Annotated in this window: 13 protein-coding genes; 1 reads left to right on the top strand and 12 read right to left on the bottom strand. The window is 64.6% G+C overall.

From position 1 onward, the window contains the following. Positions 1–117: 117 nt before the first annotated feature. The 9 genes from rseP to AB8841_RS18310 form a co-directional block, all read right to left on the bottom strand. Positions 118–1,260 (bottom strand): RIP metalloprotease RseP, encoded by a 1,143-nt coding sequence (gene rseP, locus AB8841_RS18350; RefSeq protein ID WP_370437255.1) that lies wholly within the window; start codon positions 1,258–1,260, stop codon positions 118–120. 31 nt (positions 1,261–1,291) lie between these two features. Continuing rightward, positions 1,292–2,458, bottom strand: a complete 1,167-nt coding sequence (gene dxr / locus AB8841_RS18345) for a 1-deoxy-D-xylulose-5-phosphate reductoisomerase (protein WP_370437254.1) — start codon at positions 2,456–2,458, stop codon at positions 1,292–1,294. Between the two features lie 7 nt (positions 2,459–2,465). Next, entirely contained in the window at positions 2,466–3,290 is an 825-nt protein-coding gene (locus AB8841_RS18340; RefSeq protein WP_370437253.1) for a phosphatidate cytidylyltransferase, read from the bottom strand. Between the two features lie 26 nt (positions 3,291–3,316). Further along, on the bottom strand, positions 3,317–4,084 hold the full coding sequence (locus AB8841_RS18335) for an isoprenyl transferase (RefSeq protein ID WP_370437252.1): 768 nt from the start codon (positions 4,082–4,084) through the stop codon (positions 3,317–3,319). Between the two features lie 27 nt (positions 4,085–4,111). Beyond that, entirely contained in the window at positions 4,112–4,672 is a 561-nt protein-coding gene (gene frr / locus AB8841_RS18330; protein WP_370437251.1) for a ribosome recycling factor, read from the bottom strand. A gap of 243 nt (positions 4,673–4,915) precedes the next feature. Beyond that, positions 4,916–5,629: a UMP kinase gene (pyrH, locus tag AB8841_RS18325; protein WP_370437250.1), complete on the bottom strand. Its 714-nt coding sequence runs from the start codon at positions 5,627–5,629 to the stop codon at positions 4,916–4,918. A gap of 79 nt (positions 5,630–5,708) precedes the next feature. Further along, positions 5,709–6,638 carry a translation elongation factor Ts gene (gene tsf / locus AB8841_RS18320; protein ID WP_370437249.1) on the bottom strand — a complete coding sequence of 310 codons (930 nt, stop codon included), beginning with the start codon at positions 6,636–6,638 and terminating at the stop codon, positions 5,709–5,711. A gap of 107 nt (positions 6,639–6,745) precedes the next feature. After that, the gene (locus tag AB8841_RS18315) at positions 6,746–7,762 is read right to left on the bottom strand and encodes a 30S ribosomal protein S2 (protein ID WP_370437248.1); all 1,017 of its coding nucleotides are present in this window, start codon (positions 7,760–7,762) and stop codon (positions 6,746–6,748) included. Positions 7,763–8,058: 296 nt separating this feature from the next. Beyond that, positions 8,059–8,994: a LysR substrate-binding domain-containing protein gene (locus AB8841_RS18310; RefSeq protein ID WP_370437247.1), complete on the bottom strand. Its 936-nt coding sequence runs from the start codon at positions 8,992–8,994 to the stop codon at positions 8,059–8,061. 121 nt (positions 8,995–9,115) lie between these two features. Here AB8841_RS18310 and AB8841_RS18305 point away from each other — a divergent pair, with 121 nt between their 5' ends. Continuing rightward, complete coding sequence (locus tag AB8841_RS18305; RefSeq protein WP_370437246.1) at positions 9,116–10,459, top strand: MFS transporter; 1,344 nt, start codon at positions 9,116–9,118, stop codon at positions 10,457–10,459. Positions 10,460–10,811: 352 nt separating this feature from the next. Here AB8841_RS18305 and dnaE read toward each other — a convergent pair whose 3' ends face one another. From dnaE to AB8841_RS18290, 3 genes are all read right to left on the bottom strand, one after another. Further along, a complete protein-coding gene (dnaE, locus tag AB8841_RS18300) occupies positions 10,812–14,285 on the bottom strand; it encodes a DNA polymerase III subunit alpha (RefSeq protein ID WP_370437245.1) in 3,474 nt (1,157 codons plus the stop codon). A 1,377-nt stretch (positions 14,286–15,662) separates the two neighbouring features. After that, a complete protein-coding gene (locus AB8841_RS18295) occupies positions 15,663–16,358 on the bottom strand; it encodes an ABC transporter ATP-binding protein (RefSeq protein ID WP_370437244.1) in 696 nt (231 codons plus the stop codon). A 2-nt stretch (positions 16,359–16,360) separates the two neighbouring features. Then, positions 16,361–17,635 (bottom strand): lipoprotein-releasing ABC transporter permease subunit, encoded by a 1,275-nt coding sequence (locus AB8841_RS18290; protein ID WP_370437243.1) that lies wholly within the window; start codon positions 17,633–17,635, stop codon positions 16,361–16,363. Between the last annotated feature and the right edge of the window lie 5 nt (positions 17,636–17,640).

Here is a 17,640-nt window from a genome sequence, read left to right as displayed (position 1 = left end):
ACAAACTTTCGCCGTCATTGCAAACGGCCCATACAAACAGAGCGGCGATTTTTAACCGGCGTGGCGTCCTTGTCACGTTCTCCTCCCCACAAAACTTGTGGCAAGGTGAACAAGCCCTCACCCGAACGAGCGCGTCAGGTCGCTCCAGGTGGCCAGGAGCATCATCATCGCCACGAAGGCGAATCCGATCCTGAAGCCGATTTCCTGGGCCCTTTCGCTTAAGGGCCGGCCACGGACGGCTTCGATGGCGTAGAACAGCAGGTGGCCACCATCCAGCAACGGAATGGGGAAAAGGTTGATGAGCCCGATCGAAACCGACATGAATCCGATCAGGTTCACCAGGCTGTAGAGCCCGCCAATTTCATAGGCGGTCCCGGCGATTCGAGCGATCCCAACCGGTCCGGAGAGCTGATCGAGCGATTCCCGCCCGATCACGAGGCGGCGCAGGAAATTGACCGTCCGATCGACCTGATTCCAGGTGTCGAGGGCGCCCGCCTTCAGGGCTCCCCAAGGGGAATAGGAGATTCGCTTGATCGCCGAGCGGTCCTGCGGAGCCTGGACCCCGAGAAGGCCGATCCGCTGCTTGCCGAAAGGCGTATCCCTCTCCTCGACCTTGGGAACGGCCGTGAGTTCGACCGTCCGGCCGCCGCGATCGACCTGGAATGTCAGGGCCTCTCCGGAACTCGAGCTGACGATCATCTGCATGTCGGCGAAGGTCTCGATCCGCGTCCCGTCGATGGAGCGGATCACGTCATGGGGCTCGAAGCCCGCCGCCTCGGCAGCGCTCCCGGGGATCACCCGCTCGATCACCGGCTCCAGGACCATGCGCCCGCTGAAGTAGTTGAAGCCTGCGAAAATGGCGATCGCCAGGATGAAGTTGGCGATCGGCCCGGCCGCGACGGTCGCGGCCCGCTTGGCGACATTCTGATGGGGAAAACTGATCGCCCGCTGCTCGGGCGACATCTGCCGGGCCGCATCCGTGTCCGGCACGCTCGCGGCGTTCATGTCGCCGACGAATTTCACGTAGCCCCCTAAGGGAATCGCCGAGATCTTCCAACGAGTGCCGTTCCGGTCGGTCCACCCGATGAGCTCGCGCCCGAACCCGATGGAGAAGGCCGTCACGCCGATTCCGCACCGGCGCCCGACCCAGTAGTGGCCATATTCATGGATGAAGACGACGACCGTCAGCACCACCAGGAAGGCGAACAGCGTCAGAGCCAGAGACCCGGTCGCTCCGCCAATTGTCGAAAGCCATTCCATTTTCGTTCCTTCCGCGCCCGGGCAGGGCGCCTCATAGCCGCTTACCGGGGACGAGCCGCCTCGCCCTGTCGCGGGCCTCGCCGTCGACGGCGAGAGCCTCCGCGACCGTCGCAGGAGCATTCCCGGTTCCGGAGAAGCTTGAGCAAACCTCCTCAACGATCTCCGATATTGCGTAAAATCCTATATGGCCCGCCATATACGCCTCGACCGCGATCTCGTTGGCCGCGTTCAGGATCGTGGGGGCCGCCCCGCCGGCCTTGAGCGCGGCCCTGGCCAGAGCGAGGCACGGGAACCGCAGCTCGTCCGCCCGCTCGAAGGTTAAGCGGCCAATCGCGGCGAGATCGAGACGGGGCAGGTTCATGGGAATCCGCTCCGCCCCGCGCATGGCGTTCGCGATGGGCACCTTCATGTCGGGAAGCGCCAGACCGGCTGTCAATGCCCCGTCGGTCCATTGCACGAGGCCGTGAATGATGGCCTCCGGATGAACGAGCACGTCGAGCCGCTCGGCTTCGAGGCCGAACAGGTGGTGAGCCTCGATCAGCTCCAGCCCTTTGTTCATGAGGGTGGCCGAGTCGATATTGATCTTGGAGCCCATGGACCAGATCGGATGGGCCGAAGCCTCCCGGGCGCCGGCCGCTGCGATCCGCTCCCGCGGCCAGGTGCGGAACGGGCCGCCGCTCGCGGTGATCACAGCCTTTTCCACATTCCGGTTGTGGCCTGCCGTCAGGGCATGGTCGAGGGCGTTGTGCTCGGAATCCACAGGCACGACCTCGACGCCGCGGCGCCGCGCGTCGGCCATGAAGGCGGTACCTGCGCAGACAAGGCTTTCCTTGTTGGCGAGCGCGATCCGCCGTCCCGGCTTGAGAGCCGCATGGGTGGGCTCCAGGCCGGCCGTGCCGCTGATGGCCGCGAGCACGATGTCGCTAGGCCGGTCGACCGCTTCGAGCACGGCGGAACGGCCCGCACCGCACCCGATCCCCGTTCCGGCAAGGGCGTCCTTGAGCTCCGCATTGGCACCTTCGTCGGCCAGGGCCGCAAATCTGGCCCCGAGGCTCTTCGCTTTGTCGGCGAGCGCCTGCACATTGGATCCGCCGACGACAGCCTCGACATGGAACTCGTCCCGATGCGCCAGAACCACTTCCGCCGTGGAACGGCCGATCGAGCCGGTGGCTCCGAGGATCGTAAGAGAACGTGCCATAAAAGGACTAAGCAGCTCCGTGCGCGGCGAGAAGGACGAGTCCGACGATGAGGCACACGGCCCAGAAGCCGTCGAGGCGGTCCATCACACCGCCATGCCCAGGAATAAGATGGCTCGAATCTTTGATGTCGCAATGGCGCTTGAGTGCGGATTCTCCCAGGTCCCCGATCTGGCTGGCGACGGATGCGACCGACGACAACGCGATCGTGCTCCAGGCGCCGAAGGTGTGCTCCAGGCCGAAGCGCTTGCCCACGGACACGACCAGGAAGCCGACCAGGATTGCGGCAAAAAGTCCGCCCAGGAACCCCGACCAGGTTTTCTTCGGGCTGATGGCTGGGCAGAGCTTGGGCCCTCCCAGGGTACGCCCCGTGAAATAGGCCGCAATATCGGTCGCCCACACCACCCCGAACATCCAGACCAGTCCGAGCAGACCGATCTCCGGATAGGCCCGCACCAGCGGGGGTACGAGCACGATGACCGCCGCATAGACGAAACCGGACGCAGCCCAGAGCCTGCCCTCCCGGCCCTTCGCGAGAAGAACCCCGATGACGAGCGTGACCAGCGCCACCGCGCCTCCGGCCGCGACGCTCCCGCCGGAGAGGAGCAGCAGCGTCAGAGCCACCAACCCCAAGCCGAGAACCGCCTGCACGCTCCGCCGCGGCTCCACCTTGGTCATGTCGGTCCATTCGATCATGATCGCGATGCCGGCGGCGAGCCAGAACAGGGCGAAGGGCCATCCGCCCCAATAGGCGGCGCCGAGGGCCAGCGCGACCATGACAATCGCGGAGAGCACTCGGGTTCTGAGTTCGCTGGATGGGGCCTTCGGAGCCAAGGCTGGACCTTCTATGCTGGCCATCGTCAGAAGGCCTTGGCGCTCAGTCCGCCGAACCGCCGGTCGCGCCGGCGATATTCGTCGAGTGCGGCCCTGAACGCGGCCTCGTCGAAATCGGGCCAGAAGACCGGAAGAAAAACGAACTCGGAATAGGCCGTCTGCCACGTCAGGAAGTTCGACACCCGTTGCTCGCCCGAGGTGCGGATGACGAGATCCGGATCCGGGATGTCGCGGGTATCGAGGAATGCTCCGAGCATGCGCATATCGATGGCATCGGGATCGAGTACGCCCTCCTGCACCTTCCGGGCCAGAGCTCGGACGGCGCTGACGATCTCCTGGCGGCCACCGTAATTGAACGCGATCACGAGATTCAGGCCCGTATTGCCCCGGGTCAGCTGCTCGGCCTCGTCCAGCAGCAGGCTGATATCGGAGGTGAGCCCCTCCCGCTCGCCGATGATGCGGACCCGCACATTGTTGGAGTGGAGTTCCGCGAGGTCATGGCGCACGAAGCGTTTGAGCAGCCCCATGAGGAAGGAGACCTCCTCCTGGGGTCGGCGCCAGTTCTCGGCTGAAAAGCTGTAGACGGTGAGGTGGCGGATACCGAGATCGGTCGCCGTGCGGACAGCCCGGCGGATCGCCTCGATGCCTTTCCTATGCCCCTCGAAACGAGGCAGGCCTCTCTGAGCGGCCCAGCGGCCGTTTCCATCCATGATGATGGCAACATGGGCCGGCAGCCCCTCGCCTTCCCTGTCGGGGGCAAGGATGGGAGCCGACCGCTTGGCTTCGCCGCTCATGATAAGGTTCCAATGCAAGTCAATGGCTTAGACTTGCATGATTTCCTTTTCCTTTGCCACCAGGACCTGCTCGATTTCGGCCACGAACTGGTCGGTGGCCTTCTGCACCTGCTCGCCGTCCCGCTTGGCGTCGTCCTCGCTGATGGCCGAGTCCTTCTCGAGCTTCTTGAGCAGATCGAGGCCGTCGCGGCGGACGTGGCGAACCGCGATGCGCGCCTCTTCGGCGTATTTATGCGCAACCTTCACCATTTCCTTGCGGCGCTGCTCGTTCATCTCGGGGATCCGCAGGCGGATCACCTGGCCCTCGGTCTGAGGGTTAAGTCCGAGGTCCGATTCACGAATCGCCTTCTCCACGGCCGAGACCATGCCGCGGTCCCATACCTGCACGCTCAGCAGGCGCGGCTCCGGCACGTTCACCGTGGCGACCTGCGAGATCGGCATCATCGCGCCGTAGGCATCGATCTGAATCGGATCGAGAAGGCTGGGCGAGGCGCGGCCCGTGCGAAGGCTGCCCAGGTCATTCTTGAAAGCGTTGATGGCGCCCTGCATGCGGCGCTTCACATCGGCGAGGTCAAAGGTCGTAGCCATGAGATCTTTTCCTTACGCGAACTGTCTATGAACGGGCTTACGCTGCCCGGGGTCCCGCATCAAGGCCCCCTGGAGCATCGGGCGGGGAAAGTGGATGCCACTTTGGGACCGGCCCGTTGCCCTCACTTCAAGCCCCGCATCGTTTCGGCGGGTAATTCGGAGGTCCGCGTCTGCGGACCGGGGGACGGCGCCGGTGAAAGCCAGCGCCGCCTCTGCACGGAACGCGTCCAGCATGCGCCCGGCTCAGGGGACGACGGCGGTCGAGGGCACCTTTCCGAGGAGAAGGTCGGTCACGGAGCTCGGAGCATGGACCGAGCCGACGATGATCGAGAGCCTGCTTTCCCGAGCGAGCGCGAAGGCCGCAGTGTCCATCACCTTCAGGTCCTTGGCGATAGCCTCGTCATGGGTAAGCCGATCGAACCGGACCGCCTCGGGATCCTTCTTGGGGTCGGCGGAGTAAACGCCGTCCACTTGGGTCGCCTTGAGCACCGCATCGCATTTCAGCTCGGCTGCGCGGAGCACGGCCGCCGTGTCGGTCGTGAAGAACGGGTTGCCGGTGCCGCCCGCGAGAACGATCACCTGGCCTTTGTCCAGGTGATGCAGCGCGGGCTGGCGCGCGTAGGTCTCGCAGATCGTGGGCATGGACACCGCCGACATCGTGCGGGCCGGCACCCCGGCGGCGTTCAGGGCCGTCTCGACGGCCAGCGAGTTCATGACCGTTCCGAGCATGCCCATGGAATCGGCCGTGGGGCGATCAATCCAGCCGGCGGCGCTCATGCGGGCGCCCCGGATGATGTTGCCGCCGCCGATCACGACGGCGATCTCGAAGCCCGCCCTGGTGGCGTTGGCGAGATCCTGGGCAAGGCTCGAAAGGACTTGCGTATCGAGCCAATATCCGTCGGGAGCCATCAAAGCCTCTCCCGAAAGCTTCACCAGAATGCGCCGGAATTGTGCCACTGTCGGACTCTCCTATCGGTTGACAGATCCTCTCATGAAAACGGCGGCTGAGAAGCCGCCGTTTTTGAGTTTCGTAACCTTAGGCCTTGAGACCGGCCTGGGCCGCGACTTCCGCCGCGAAATCCGGGGCCTCTTCCTTCTCGATGCCCTCGCCGAGAGCGTAGCGGACGAAGGCCTTCAGGGCGACCGGCTTGCCGGCCTTGGACTCGGCTTCCTTGAGAACCTGGGTCACGGTCTTCGACGGATCGTGCACGAAAGGCTGCTCGAGAAGCGTCACTTCCTTGAAGTAGCTCTTCAGGCCGCTCTCGACGATCTTCTGCATGACGTTGTCGGGCTTGCCGGCATTCTTGTCGCGCAGGATCGCGGTCTCGCGGTCGATGGTGGTCTGGTCGACACCCGAAGCGTCAAGCGCGACCGGGTTGGTCGCCGCCACGTGCATGGCGATCTGACGGCCGAGCGTGCTCAGAGCCTCGACGTCGCCCTCGGATTCGAGCGCAACCAGCACGCCGATCTTGCCGAGACCTTCGGACACGGCATTGTGCACGTAGGACGCGATCACGCCCTTCGAGACTTCGAGCTTGGCGGTCCGACGCAGGGTCATGTTCTCGCCGATGGTGGCGATGAGCTCCTGCAGGCGGTCCTTCACCGTGACGCTGGAGCCCGGGAAGGTCGCGGCCTCGAGGGTCTCGATGGTGCCGTTGCCGTTCAGGCCGATCTTGGCGGCTTCGCGGACGAAGGCCTGGAACTGGTCGTTGCGGGCGACGAAGTCCGTCTCCGAGTTGACCTCGAGAATGGTCGCGGTGTGGCCGGACGACTCGACGGCGACGAGGCCTTCGGCGGCGACGCGGCCGGCCTTCTTGGCGGCCTTGGAGAGACCCTTCTTGCGGAGCCAATCGATGGCGGCTTCCATGTCGCCGTTGGTCTCGGCGAGAGCAGCCTTGCAGTCCATCATGCCGGCGCTGGTCGTCTCGCGCAGCTCCTTCACCATCGCAGCGGTGATATTCGCCATGGCTTATCCTTTCACGGGTTCTTGCATAGAGGGAGCCCGGCGCTCATGGAACGCCGGGCTCGAGCATTCGTTCAAGCGCCGCCGATGGCAAGGCGGCGCCGAGAGACTTACGCCGCAGCGGCTTCGATCATCGAGCGGGCCTGGTCGATCCAGCCATCGCGCTCGAGACGGCCGTTCAGCTTCAGGTCCTTGTCGAGCTGAGCGATGTCGCCGGCCTGCATGGCGGCGAACTGCCAGTAGTGGAAGATGCCGGCTTCGTTCAGCTTCTTCTCGAGCTGCGGGCCAACGCCGTTGAGCTTGGTCAGATCGTCCGGAGCGCCGCGGGGAGCGGCCAGACGCTCGAACTGCTCGCCTTCGTAGGCGGCGGTGTCGTTCGCCGGGAGCTCTTCGGCCATCGGGTTCTCGGACTCGCCGATATCGATGCCCATGGCGCCGGCGCCGCGGGAGATGCCGTCGAGAGCCGCGCGGGCGACGAGATCGCAGTACAGCGAGATCGCGCGACCGGCATCGTCGTTAGCCGGGACCGGGAAAGCGATGCCGTCAGGATCGCAGTTCGTGTCGACGATGGCGGCCACCGGGATGCCGAGGCGGTTCGCCTCCTTGATCGCCAGCTGCTCCTTGTTGGTGTCGATGACGAAGATCAGGTCGGGCGTGCCGCCCATGTCCTTGATGCCGCCGAGAGCGCGCTCGAGCTTTTCCTTCTCACGAGCGAGCATGAGGCGCTCTTTCTTCGTGAGGCCCTGGCCGCCGCCGGCGAGGATCTCGTCGACCTTGCGCAGGCGCTGGATCGAGCCGGAAATCGTCTTCCAGTTGGTGAGCATGCCGCCGAGCCAGCGGGAGTTCACGTAGTACTGAGCAGAACGCTTGGCAGCATCGGCGACCGCGTCGGCAGCCTGACGCTTCGTGCCGACGAAGAGCACGCGACCGCCCTTGGCGACCGTGTCGCTGACGGCCTGGAGAGCGCGGTGCATCATCGGGACCGACTGAGCGAGGTCGATGATGTGGATGTTGTTGCGGGTGCCGAAGATGTATTGACCCATCTTCGGGTTCCAGCGGTGGGCCTGGTGGCCAAAGTGAGCGCCAGCTTCCAGCAGCTGACGCATCGAGAAATCGGGAAGCGCCATAGTTATTCTCCGGTTAAGCCTCCGCGGAACAGTGGGCCGGACCTTCCGGCCACCGGGATACCTCATGGGCTCACGAGGCGATTTCCGCGTGTGGGATGCGGGCGCATATAGGGGCAACCGGCTCGAAATGCAAGTTGAAAGAGTCGTCCGCCCGATGGGTAGCGTGACGGACGGAAAGGCCCCGCGCAATGCGGCCCGGCGCCTGGGAGAGGGGCCATGGAGGGCCCTCCCCGCGATTCCGGCCGCCTCGAGCATCGGACTCCAAAAATGCGAATCCACTTCCCGCGTCCGAGGCTCTATCGACCGCTTTCCGGCATTTCTCCTCTCCAGATCCCGCGGCTGACATGATCCGCCATGATGGCCTTGAGCGATTCGCCGGCGAGTCCAGCCGCCCGCGATGCGGATCTGTCCGACGGATAGGAGAGCACCAGCTGCCGGGTCGGCGACGGATCGCGGATCGGCAGGGCGACGAGACGGCCCGCCGTCACATCCTCGTAGATCGGGGCGAGAGGCAGGACCGTACAGCCGTATCCCAGCCGCACGAGATCCTTGAGCCCCGCATAGCTGTCCATTTCCACCGTCACGTTGAGGGAGACGCCGGCTTCCTGAGCGAAGCGTTCCAGGATGTTGCGCAAGCCATGCCGAGCGCTCGGCAGCAGCAGAGGCATGCGCGCAGCCTCCGCGAAAGCCAGAGCGCGCCCGCTCGGGGTGGCGATATCGGGAGGCCCGATCAGGAAGAGGCTCTCCTGCATCAGCGTCTCCGACCGGAGAGAGCGGGTCACTTTGGGATCGTAGAGAACCGCCAGATCGATTTCGCCCCGGTACAGCCAATCCAGGAGATATCCCGAATAGGCGCTGACCAGCTGCACCATGACGCCCGGATACCGGGCGCGAAAGGCCGTGACGAACGGCACCGAAATCACGTCGGCGACCGTCGGCGACATGCCGATGGCCACGTGGCCGGCCAGCGAAGCCTCCGAACCGGCGACACTGGCCCTGAGCCCGTCCAGCTCTGCCATCACCCGGGTCGCATGCTTGAGAGCCTCCCGCCCCCGCTCGGTGATGACCATGCCCCTCCCGTGCCGGTCGAACAGGCGGACGCCAAGCTCCTGTTCCAGCATCCGGATCTGGCGGCTGAGAGCCGGCTGAGCGATCCGAAGCCGCCCCGCCGCCTTGCTGAGGCTGCCGAGTGCGGCCACGTGGATGAAAGTCCGAAGCTGTGCGATATCCATGGCGCCTATATAATTTCGCTATAGCTGATCGAAGTAAATTGCTGATGTGGCATGGCTTGGGAAGGGCTAGGAGTCGGAACAGGCGCGCTGAAGCCTGACGTCAGCCTCTTTGAGCACCCGGATGATCACCGCCAAGCTTCTGTCCCGCATGCCTCTGCCCCGATCGAACCGAAATCCGCGCGCACGGCTGGATGATCACACCGACATCGCCGCCCCTCGCGCCCCGCGATGGACCGAGCGTGGGACGCCGGCCTACCGGCGGATCAGCCTGGCTCTCTTCCTGGCGGGCTTCGCGACCTTCTCGCTGATCTATGCCGTGCAGCCGCTCCTGCCCCACCTGGTGGAGGAATTCCGTGTCAGTCCCTCGGCGGGCTCCCTCGCGCTTTCGCTCACGACCGGCTGCCTCGCCTTCGCGATCCTGTGCGCCGGAGCCATTTCGGAAACCGTGAGCCGCCGTGCGCTGATGTTCGGATCGATGTGCGGCGCGGCGATCCTCCATGTCGGAAGCGCTATCGCCCCTGACTGGCACATGCTGCTGATTCTCCGTGCTCTCGAAGGCCTCGTGCTCGGAGGAGTGCCGGCGGTCGCGATGGCCTATCTCGCCGAGGAGATCCACCCAAAGGCTCTCGGCACCGCGATGGGTCTCTATGTGGGAGGAACCGCCTTCGGCGCCATGCTCGGCCGGATCAGCGCCGGAGTGGTCACAGAGTATTTCTCCTGGCGCGTCGCATCCGGCGGGATCGGGGTACTGGGGCTCTTGGCCTCCCTGGGCTTCTTTGCGCTCCTGCCGCCATCGCGGAATTTCTTCCCGCGCACCACCGGAGGAATGATGGCTCACCACCGGGAGGCATGGTTGAAGCACCTGCGGACGCCCGGCCTGCCGCTGCTCTTCCTGACGGGCTTTCTCGCGCTCGGAATCAACGTCACCATGTTCAACTACCTGACGTTCCGCCTGAGTTCCGCGCCCTTCGACCTCACGCCCGCGCAGATCGGCGCGATCTTCCTGGTTTATCTCCTCGGGGCGATCGCCTCGACGCTCGCCGGCAATCTGGCGGACCGCCTCGGGCGCTCCCCCATCCTGCTCGCCGGCATCGCCACCATGGCGGTTGGAACCGCCCTGACGCTTACGTCGTCGCTCGTGGGCGTGATCGCCGGGGTGATCGCCAGCACGATCGGCTTCTTCATCACCCACTCGGTCGCGAGCGGCTGGGTCGGGCGCCTCGCCGTCGGGTCCAAGGGCCACGCCTCGTCCCTCTACCTGCTCGCGTATTATGTCGGTTCCAGCGTGATGGGCACGGTGGGAGGCTGGTTCTGGGCAGGCGGTGGCTGGAACGCCGTCGCGGGCCTCGTCGCGATCATGCTCGCCGTCGCGCTCGTCACCGCGCTGCGTCTGCGAGGGATCGAGCGGCGGAGCGCCCGACACTCGGCTCCGCCGGATATCCCCGTTCAAGAGAATCGGACGTGAGTTCGAACCCACGTCCGATGCTGTCGTCGGGGCCCCCAGTTTAACGTCTTGAGGCCCTGTCTGGCGGAGCCGTCGCAGAGCGCGCACCGCCTTCGTCATGGCTCGGCGTGCCCCGGCTATTCACGTCTGGGAAACGCCGCGTCATGAAGACGTGGATGCCCGGCTCAGGGCCGCGCATGACGACAAGAGCGACGGAAATGACAGGAGCGTGTCGGGACGATGACCTGCCCGTTCACGCAAAACCGGGTCCACTTTTCGCTAGCGCGGCCCGCTGGGTCCGCACGATGCTCTAAGCCTATGATGTTGAGCATCTTTTCACGCAAAACCGGTTCCCACTTTTGCGTCCGATGCTCTAGCTCATCTGCACCTCGACCACCCCGGGCACGGCCCGGAGAGCACCGGCGATCTGGGGCGTGGCCATGTACTTGCCGGGGAGCTTCACTTCGACCTCCCGGTCGCCGTCGTCGAGGATCAGCACGAGGGACACCTCCCCCTCGCCTCTCACCTTCAGGCGTTCGTAGACGCTGGAAATGGGGCGCTCGTCGCGCAGGAAGATCCGCATGCCCTTCTGGTGCTTGGCGATGGCCTCCTCCAGAGGTTCGGCCATGCCGATCCGCGCCCTCACCTCCTCGCCCTCGACGCCCGCCTGGAGCATCAGGACGACGGCGGTCCCGGGCTCCAGCACATCCCGCAGACGCATGAGCCCTTCCGAGAAGATGATGGCCTCGAATTGCCCGGTCTGATCCGAGAGGGTCAGGATGCCCATCTTGTTGCCGGTTTTCGTGCGCCGCTCCTGCCGGTCGAGAATGGTCGCCGCGACCTTGCCGACGGAGTTGCCCGCCTTCACGGAGCGGCAGAAATCGGCCCAGCTCTGCACCCGCAGCTTCTGGAGCAGATCGCCGTATTCATCGAGCGGATGGCCCGAGAGGAAGAAGCCGACGGCATCGTATTCGCGCTGCAGCCGCTCGGCGGAGGGCCAGGGCTCATAAGGAGGGATACGAAGCTGCACGTCCGCCGAGGCCATGCCGCCGAACATGTCGATCATGCCGCCATTGGCCGCCTCATAGGATTGCTGGGCGAGGCTCATCATGGCGTCGATGGAGGCGCAGGCTTTCGCCCGGTCCGGCTCCAGCTCGTCGAAAGCGCCGGCCGCGATGAGGTTTTCGAGCGTGCGCTTGTTGAGCGCCTTGGGATTGATGCGGCGCGCGAAATCCGCGAGATCCTTGAAGGACTCGTCGCCTCTCGCCTCCACCACCGCCTCGATGGCCTGGCGACCCACGCCCTTCACGGCAGCCAGCGCGTAGAGGATGGAGCCCTGACCCTCCGCATCATAGACCACGTCGAACACCACGCCCGAGCGGTTGATGGTGGGCGGGATCACCTTGAAGCCGAGGCGCTGGGCCTCGCGGCGGAATTCCGAGAGCTTGTCCGTGTTGTCGAGATCGAGCGTCATCGACGCCGCCAGGAATTCGACCGGGAAATTCGCCTTGAGATAGGCGGTCTGGAATGCCACGAGGGCATAGGCCGCCGCGTGGCTCTTGTTGAAGCCGTAATCGGCGAATTTCGCGAGCAGATCGAAGATCTCGTTGGCTTTCGCCTTGTCGAGGCCGTCCTTGGCGGAGCCGGCGACGAAGCGCTCGCGCTGCGCATCCATTTCCGCCTTGATCTTCTTGCCCATGGCGCGGCGCAGAAGGTCGGCGTCGCCGAGCGAGTAGCCGGCGAGGACCTTCGCGACCTCCATCACCTGCTCCTGGTAGACGATGATGCCGAAGGTCTCGCGCAGGATCGGCTCCAGCTTGTCGTGGGGGTACCAATCCTTCTTGTTGTGCTCGTCCTTTCCGAGCTTGCGCGCGCAATAGACCGGGATGTTCGCCATCGGACCCGGGCGGTAGAGCGCCACGAGCGCGATGATATCCTCGAAACGGTCGGTCTCCATTTCGACGAGCGCCTTGCGCATGCCGACCGATTCCACCTGGAACACGCCGACCGTTTCGCCGCGCCGGAGCATCTCGTAGGTCTTGCGGTCGTCGAGCGGCAGCGCGGACAGATCGATGTGAATGTCCTTCCGCTTGATGAGGTCGACCGCCGTGCGCAGCACGGTGAGCGTCTTCAGGCCGAGGAAGTCGAACTTCACCAGACCCGCCTGCTCGACCCATTTCATGTTGAATTGGGTCACGCGCATGCCGGTCTTCGGGTCTCGGTAGAGCGGCACCAGTTCCTGCAGCGGACGGTCGCCGATCACGACGCCTGCGGCGTGGGTCGATGCGTGACGGTGCAGTCCCTCGAGTTTCTGCGCAATGTCGAGCATGCGCTTGACGACCGGCTCCTCGTCGATGGCGGCCTGCAGTTTCGGCTCGCCTTCGATCGCCTGCGCCAGGGTCACCGGATTGGCCGGGTTCTGCGGAACCAGCTTGGTGAGCTTGTCGACCTGGCCGTAAGGCATTTCGAGCACGCGGCCCACGTCGCGCATCACGCCGCGCGCCAGCAGCGTACCGAACGTGATGATCTGGGCGACCTGCTCCTCGCCATAGCGCTTCTGCACGTATTCGATCACGCGCTCGCGGCCTTCCACGCAGAAGTCGATGTCGAAGTCGGGCATCGACACGCGTTCCGGATTGAGGAAGCGCTCGAAGAGCAACGTGAACCGCAATGGATCGAGATCGGTGATCGTGAGTGCGTATGCGACGAGAGATCCCGCACCCGAGCCGCGGCCCGGACCGACGGGAATGTCGTGCTGCTTCGCCCATTTGATGAAGTCCGCCACGATGAGGAAGTAGCCGGGGAACTTCATCTTGCGGATGATGCCGATCTCGAACGCGAGCCGGTCCTGGTAATCCTGCTCGGTCAGGCCCGGCGCGGGACCATGCGCGGCAAGCCTCCTGGCGAGCCCTTCCTCCGCCTGGCGCTGAAGCTCCTCGCCCTCGTCGAGCGTCGCCGCGTCGGCGCCGGTGCCGAAATTCGGCAGGATGGGCTTGCGGGTCCGCACGCGCGTCGAACAGCGCATGGCGATCTCGACGGTCGCGCCGAGCGCATCGGGCAGATCGGAGAACAGCTCCATCATCTGCTGACGCGTCCTGAAGCAATGCTCGGGCGAAAGGCGTCGGCGATTGCCGTTGGAAACGATCTGGCCCTCGGCGATGGCCAGCAGCGCGTCGTGCGCCTCGTAATCCTTCGGCGAGGAGAAGAACGGCTCGTTGGTGGCCACGATGGGAAGGCCGTTGCGATCGGCGAGCGCGATCAGCTCGCCCTCCACCATCCGCTCCTCGTCGAGGCCGTGGCGCTGGATCTCCACGTAAAGCTGATGGCCGAAGGCGCTCTTGAGCATGTCGAGGCGCGCCTGCGCCAGCTCCTGGCGGCCGCCGTTGCGCAAAGCGCAGTCGAGCGGCCCGGAAAAGCCGCCGGTCAGGGCGATGAGGCCTTCGCTGTGGGTCGTGAGAACAGGAGCCGCGACACGCGGCGTCTCGCCGAGCGGCACGCCGAAATAGGCATGGCTCACGAGCCGCATGAGGTTGCGGTAGCCCTCCTCCATCTGCGCGAGCACCACGATATTGGCGGGTTGAGGCATGACCCGGGCGACCGGATCGGGCTCCTCGAAGCAGACGGAAAGCTGAACGCCGGCGATGGGCTGAATACCCGACCCGGCCATCTTCTCCGAGAATTCGAGCGCGCCGAACAGATTGTTGGTGTCGGTAAGCGCCAGGGCCGGTTGCTTGTCGGCAGCCGCGAGCTTCTGCAGCTGCGCGACTTTCAGGGCCCCCTCGAGCAGCGAATACGAGGAGTGCACGTGCAGATGGACGAACCCCACGTCCTGGAGAATGCGTGCCACTTTGAACGCCTAACCGGAATTTTATTACGAGAATATGGACTTCACACTGCCCGATTCTCGTAGCGTCCGCGAGGCTTGACAGTGGAAGATCCACTAGTGTTTCTCGCGAACGCTCAACGGGAGGCGCTCCTGTTAAACCCTGTGTATGAGTGTTAATTCCGGGTATCAGGCGATCGGTGCCAGGACCAGGGCCCAGATTGCCACGGCGGATCCGAACACGATGAGAGAGGTGATTTCAGCGGCGGTTTCGATGATGATGCGAAGCATGTCCGATCTCCTGTTCTCTATGTGTTCATTTATGTTCGTTGAATGTTCCCTGTAAAGTCAGCGAGGACACGGCGCTGCGATTAGAGTCAACGGAGCTTTAAAGCGGCGGAAGAAGGGCCTTCGCGGGGCGACGGGGCCGGATCGGCGGACACGATCAGGAGTTGCCACTTGCGACGGCCCTCACGGGACCCGTGTTGACAGAGTGAGGATCGCTCACTCCCCGGGCTGTCCGAACAGCCCCTGGACCATCCCGCAGCGTTCGATCGGCTCCGACGAATTGTCTCGATCGACGATCTGCGGCTTGGGGTCGTGACGGTCGATCATCCACCGGCCCTGCGCGTCCCGGGAGCCCGAAGGACCAGAAGGCCCTCGTCGAACGCACAGGGCGGACCAGGTCGCGGATGCCGCGCATCACGAGCTAGCGCATCGTGCGGACCCAGCGGGCCGCGCTACAGCGTCGGGCGTGAAATCGAACTCATGTCCGACGCTGTAAGTCTATGGTCTTGAGCATCTTTCCACGCAAAACCGGTTCCCACTTTTCACGTTCGATGCTCTAGCGAAAAGTGGATCCGGTATTCGCTGGCGCGGCCCTTCGGGTCCGCTCAAACGATGCGCTCATCTAAGGAGTGGAGCATCGGATTGGATCCCAAATGTGGATTCCACTTTTCACGTCCGATGCTCTAGAGCAAATTGCATTCTGACGGGATCAGAATGCTTGCTCTTTCTCTTTGGCGAAGCATCGTTTTTCGCGAAGAACCGGTTCCCACTTCTTCGCACGATGCTCTAGGTCATGCGGGAGGCATCAGCGGAGCGAGCAGAAGCCGGAGGGCCTCGATGAACTCGGACGACCGATGAAACGTGTCGAGCCAGTCGGCCTATGCGGTATAAGATCATCCCATCGCCGCAACTCCCCGACTATGAGCGGGGATCGTCCACGGCCGATACCGGCCGCTAAAGTCGGGGTTCTCACGTCCGAAAGCCGGCTTCCGTCCTGCACCGGCGACGAGACAACACGATAGCCCTTCTCCGGTCATCCTTGCGCCGGTAGGCTGACAGAAGGGCCGTATTTCCCCGCCCTGCAGGTCTCCACGGATGCGCCCGAGCCGTCTTCTACGGCAATTGCACGATCAGCCCGTCACGGATCGTCACGCGGCGGTCCATGCGGGCCGCGAGCTCCAAGTTGTGCGTAGCGATCAGCGCCGCGAGGCGCGAGGCGCGCACGATGGCGACCAGCGTCTGGAAGACGCGGTCCGCGGTGTGCGGGTCGAGATTGCCGGTCGGCTCGTCCGCCAGCAGCAGGCGCGGTGCATTGGCGACCGCGCGGGCGATGGCGACCCGCTGCTGCTCGCCGCCGGAGAGTTCGCCGGGGCGGTGCTTGAGGCGCTTGCCTAGCCCCAGGAAGGTCAGGAGCTGGGTCGCGCGATCCTCGGCTTCAGCCTTCGGCAGGCCACGGATGAGCTGCGGGATGACCACGTTCTCGATCGCCGACAATTCCGGCAGCAGGTGGTGGAACTGGTAGACGAAGCCCAGCTCCTCCCGGCGCACGCGGGTGCGCTCCTTGTCGCTCATATGCGATGTCGGCTTGCCGCCGACGAAGACCTCGCCCCCGTCGGGCTTTTCGAGAAGGCCCGCGACGTGGAGCAGCGTCGATTTTCCCGTCCCGGAAGGCGCGATGAGGGCCACGATTTCGCCCGGCCAGATCGCGAGTTCGGTGCCGCGCAGCACCTCGAGGAACGTGTCCCCTTGCGGATAGCGGCGCTCGACATGTGAAAGGTGGAGAGCTGGCTGGGTTTGTCCGGACGCCATATCTAACCGTAACGCAACGCTTCGACGGGATCGAGCTTCGCAGCCCGCCAGGAGGGATAGAGGGTCGCCAGCAGCGACAGGACCATCGCCATGATGAGAATGGTCGCGACCTCGGTAGGATTCACGTCAGCCGGCAATCGGCTGAGGAAATAGAGCTCCGCCGGAAACAGGTTGGTGTTCGTCAGCCGGGAGATGAAATCGCGGATGTGCTCGACATTGAGCGCGAGGAGCAGCCCGAGCCCGAACCCCGCGAGGGTGCCGACGATACCGATGGACGCGCCCGTGATCAGGAAGATGCGCATCACCGCTCCGCGCGTCGCCCCCATGGTGCGCAGGATCGCGATGTCGCTGGACTTGTCCTTCACGAGCATGATGAGACCGGAGATGATGTTGAGCGCAGCCACCAGAACGATGAGCGTGAGGATGAGGAACATCACGTTCCGCTCCACCTCCAGGGCCCCGAAGAAGGTGCGGTTGCGCTGCCGCCAATCGGTCATCAGAATCGGCCTGCCCGCCGCCTCCTCGATGGCGACGCGAGCCTGATCCACCTTGTCGGCGTCGTTGAGATAGACTTCGATCAGCTGCACGTCGCCCTGGCGGTTGAAATAGTTCTGCGCCTCGGTGAGCGGCATGAAGACGAAGGTGGAATCGAACTCCGACATGCCAATCTCGAACACGGCCTTGACCGGATATCCCTTCACCCGCGGCGCCGTGCCGAATGGCGTCGCGGCGCCCCGCGGCGTGATCAGGGTGAGCGTATCTCCGGCCTGAATCGACAGGGCTTCGGCCAGGCGGCGACCGATGACGACGCCCTCGCCCTCGTCAAACTTGTCCAGCGACCCCTGGCGGATATTGTCCGCGATGTGCTCGATCTGGCGCAGATCGTTGCCGCGAATGCCGCGCACCAGGACGCCGCTGCCGTTGTATTGCGAGGAGCCAAAGGCCTGGCCCTCGACCAGCGGGATCGCCCGCTTCACACCCGGCACGGCGGCGATGCGGGCGGCGACCTCCGGGTAATCGGTGAGCGGTCTCTCGATGGGCGCCACGAAGATATGGCCGTTGATGCCCACGATCTTGTCGAGCAGCTCCTTGCGAAAACCGTTCATGACCGAGAGCACCACGATGAGCGTCGCGACGCCCAGCATGATCCCTAGGAACGAGAAGCCGGCGATGACCGAAACGAACCCTTCCCGCCGTCGCGTGCGCAGGTAGCGCCCGGCGAGCATCCACTCGAAGAGCGAGAAAGGCTTGGTTCCGGTCGGTGCTTCCTTGGCCATGTGGG

This window comes from Microvirga sp. TS319 (genome assembly GCF_041276405.1).
Lineage (GTDB): Bacteria > Pseudomonadota > Alphaproteobacteria > Rhizobiales > Beijerinckiaceae > Microvirga.
Note: the sequence above shows the minus strand (reverse complement) of the source record. Positions and strands in the feature narration are given on the sequence as shown.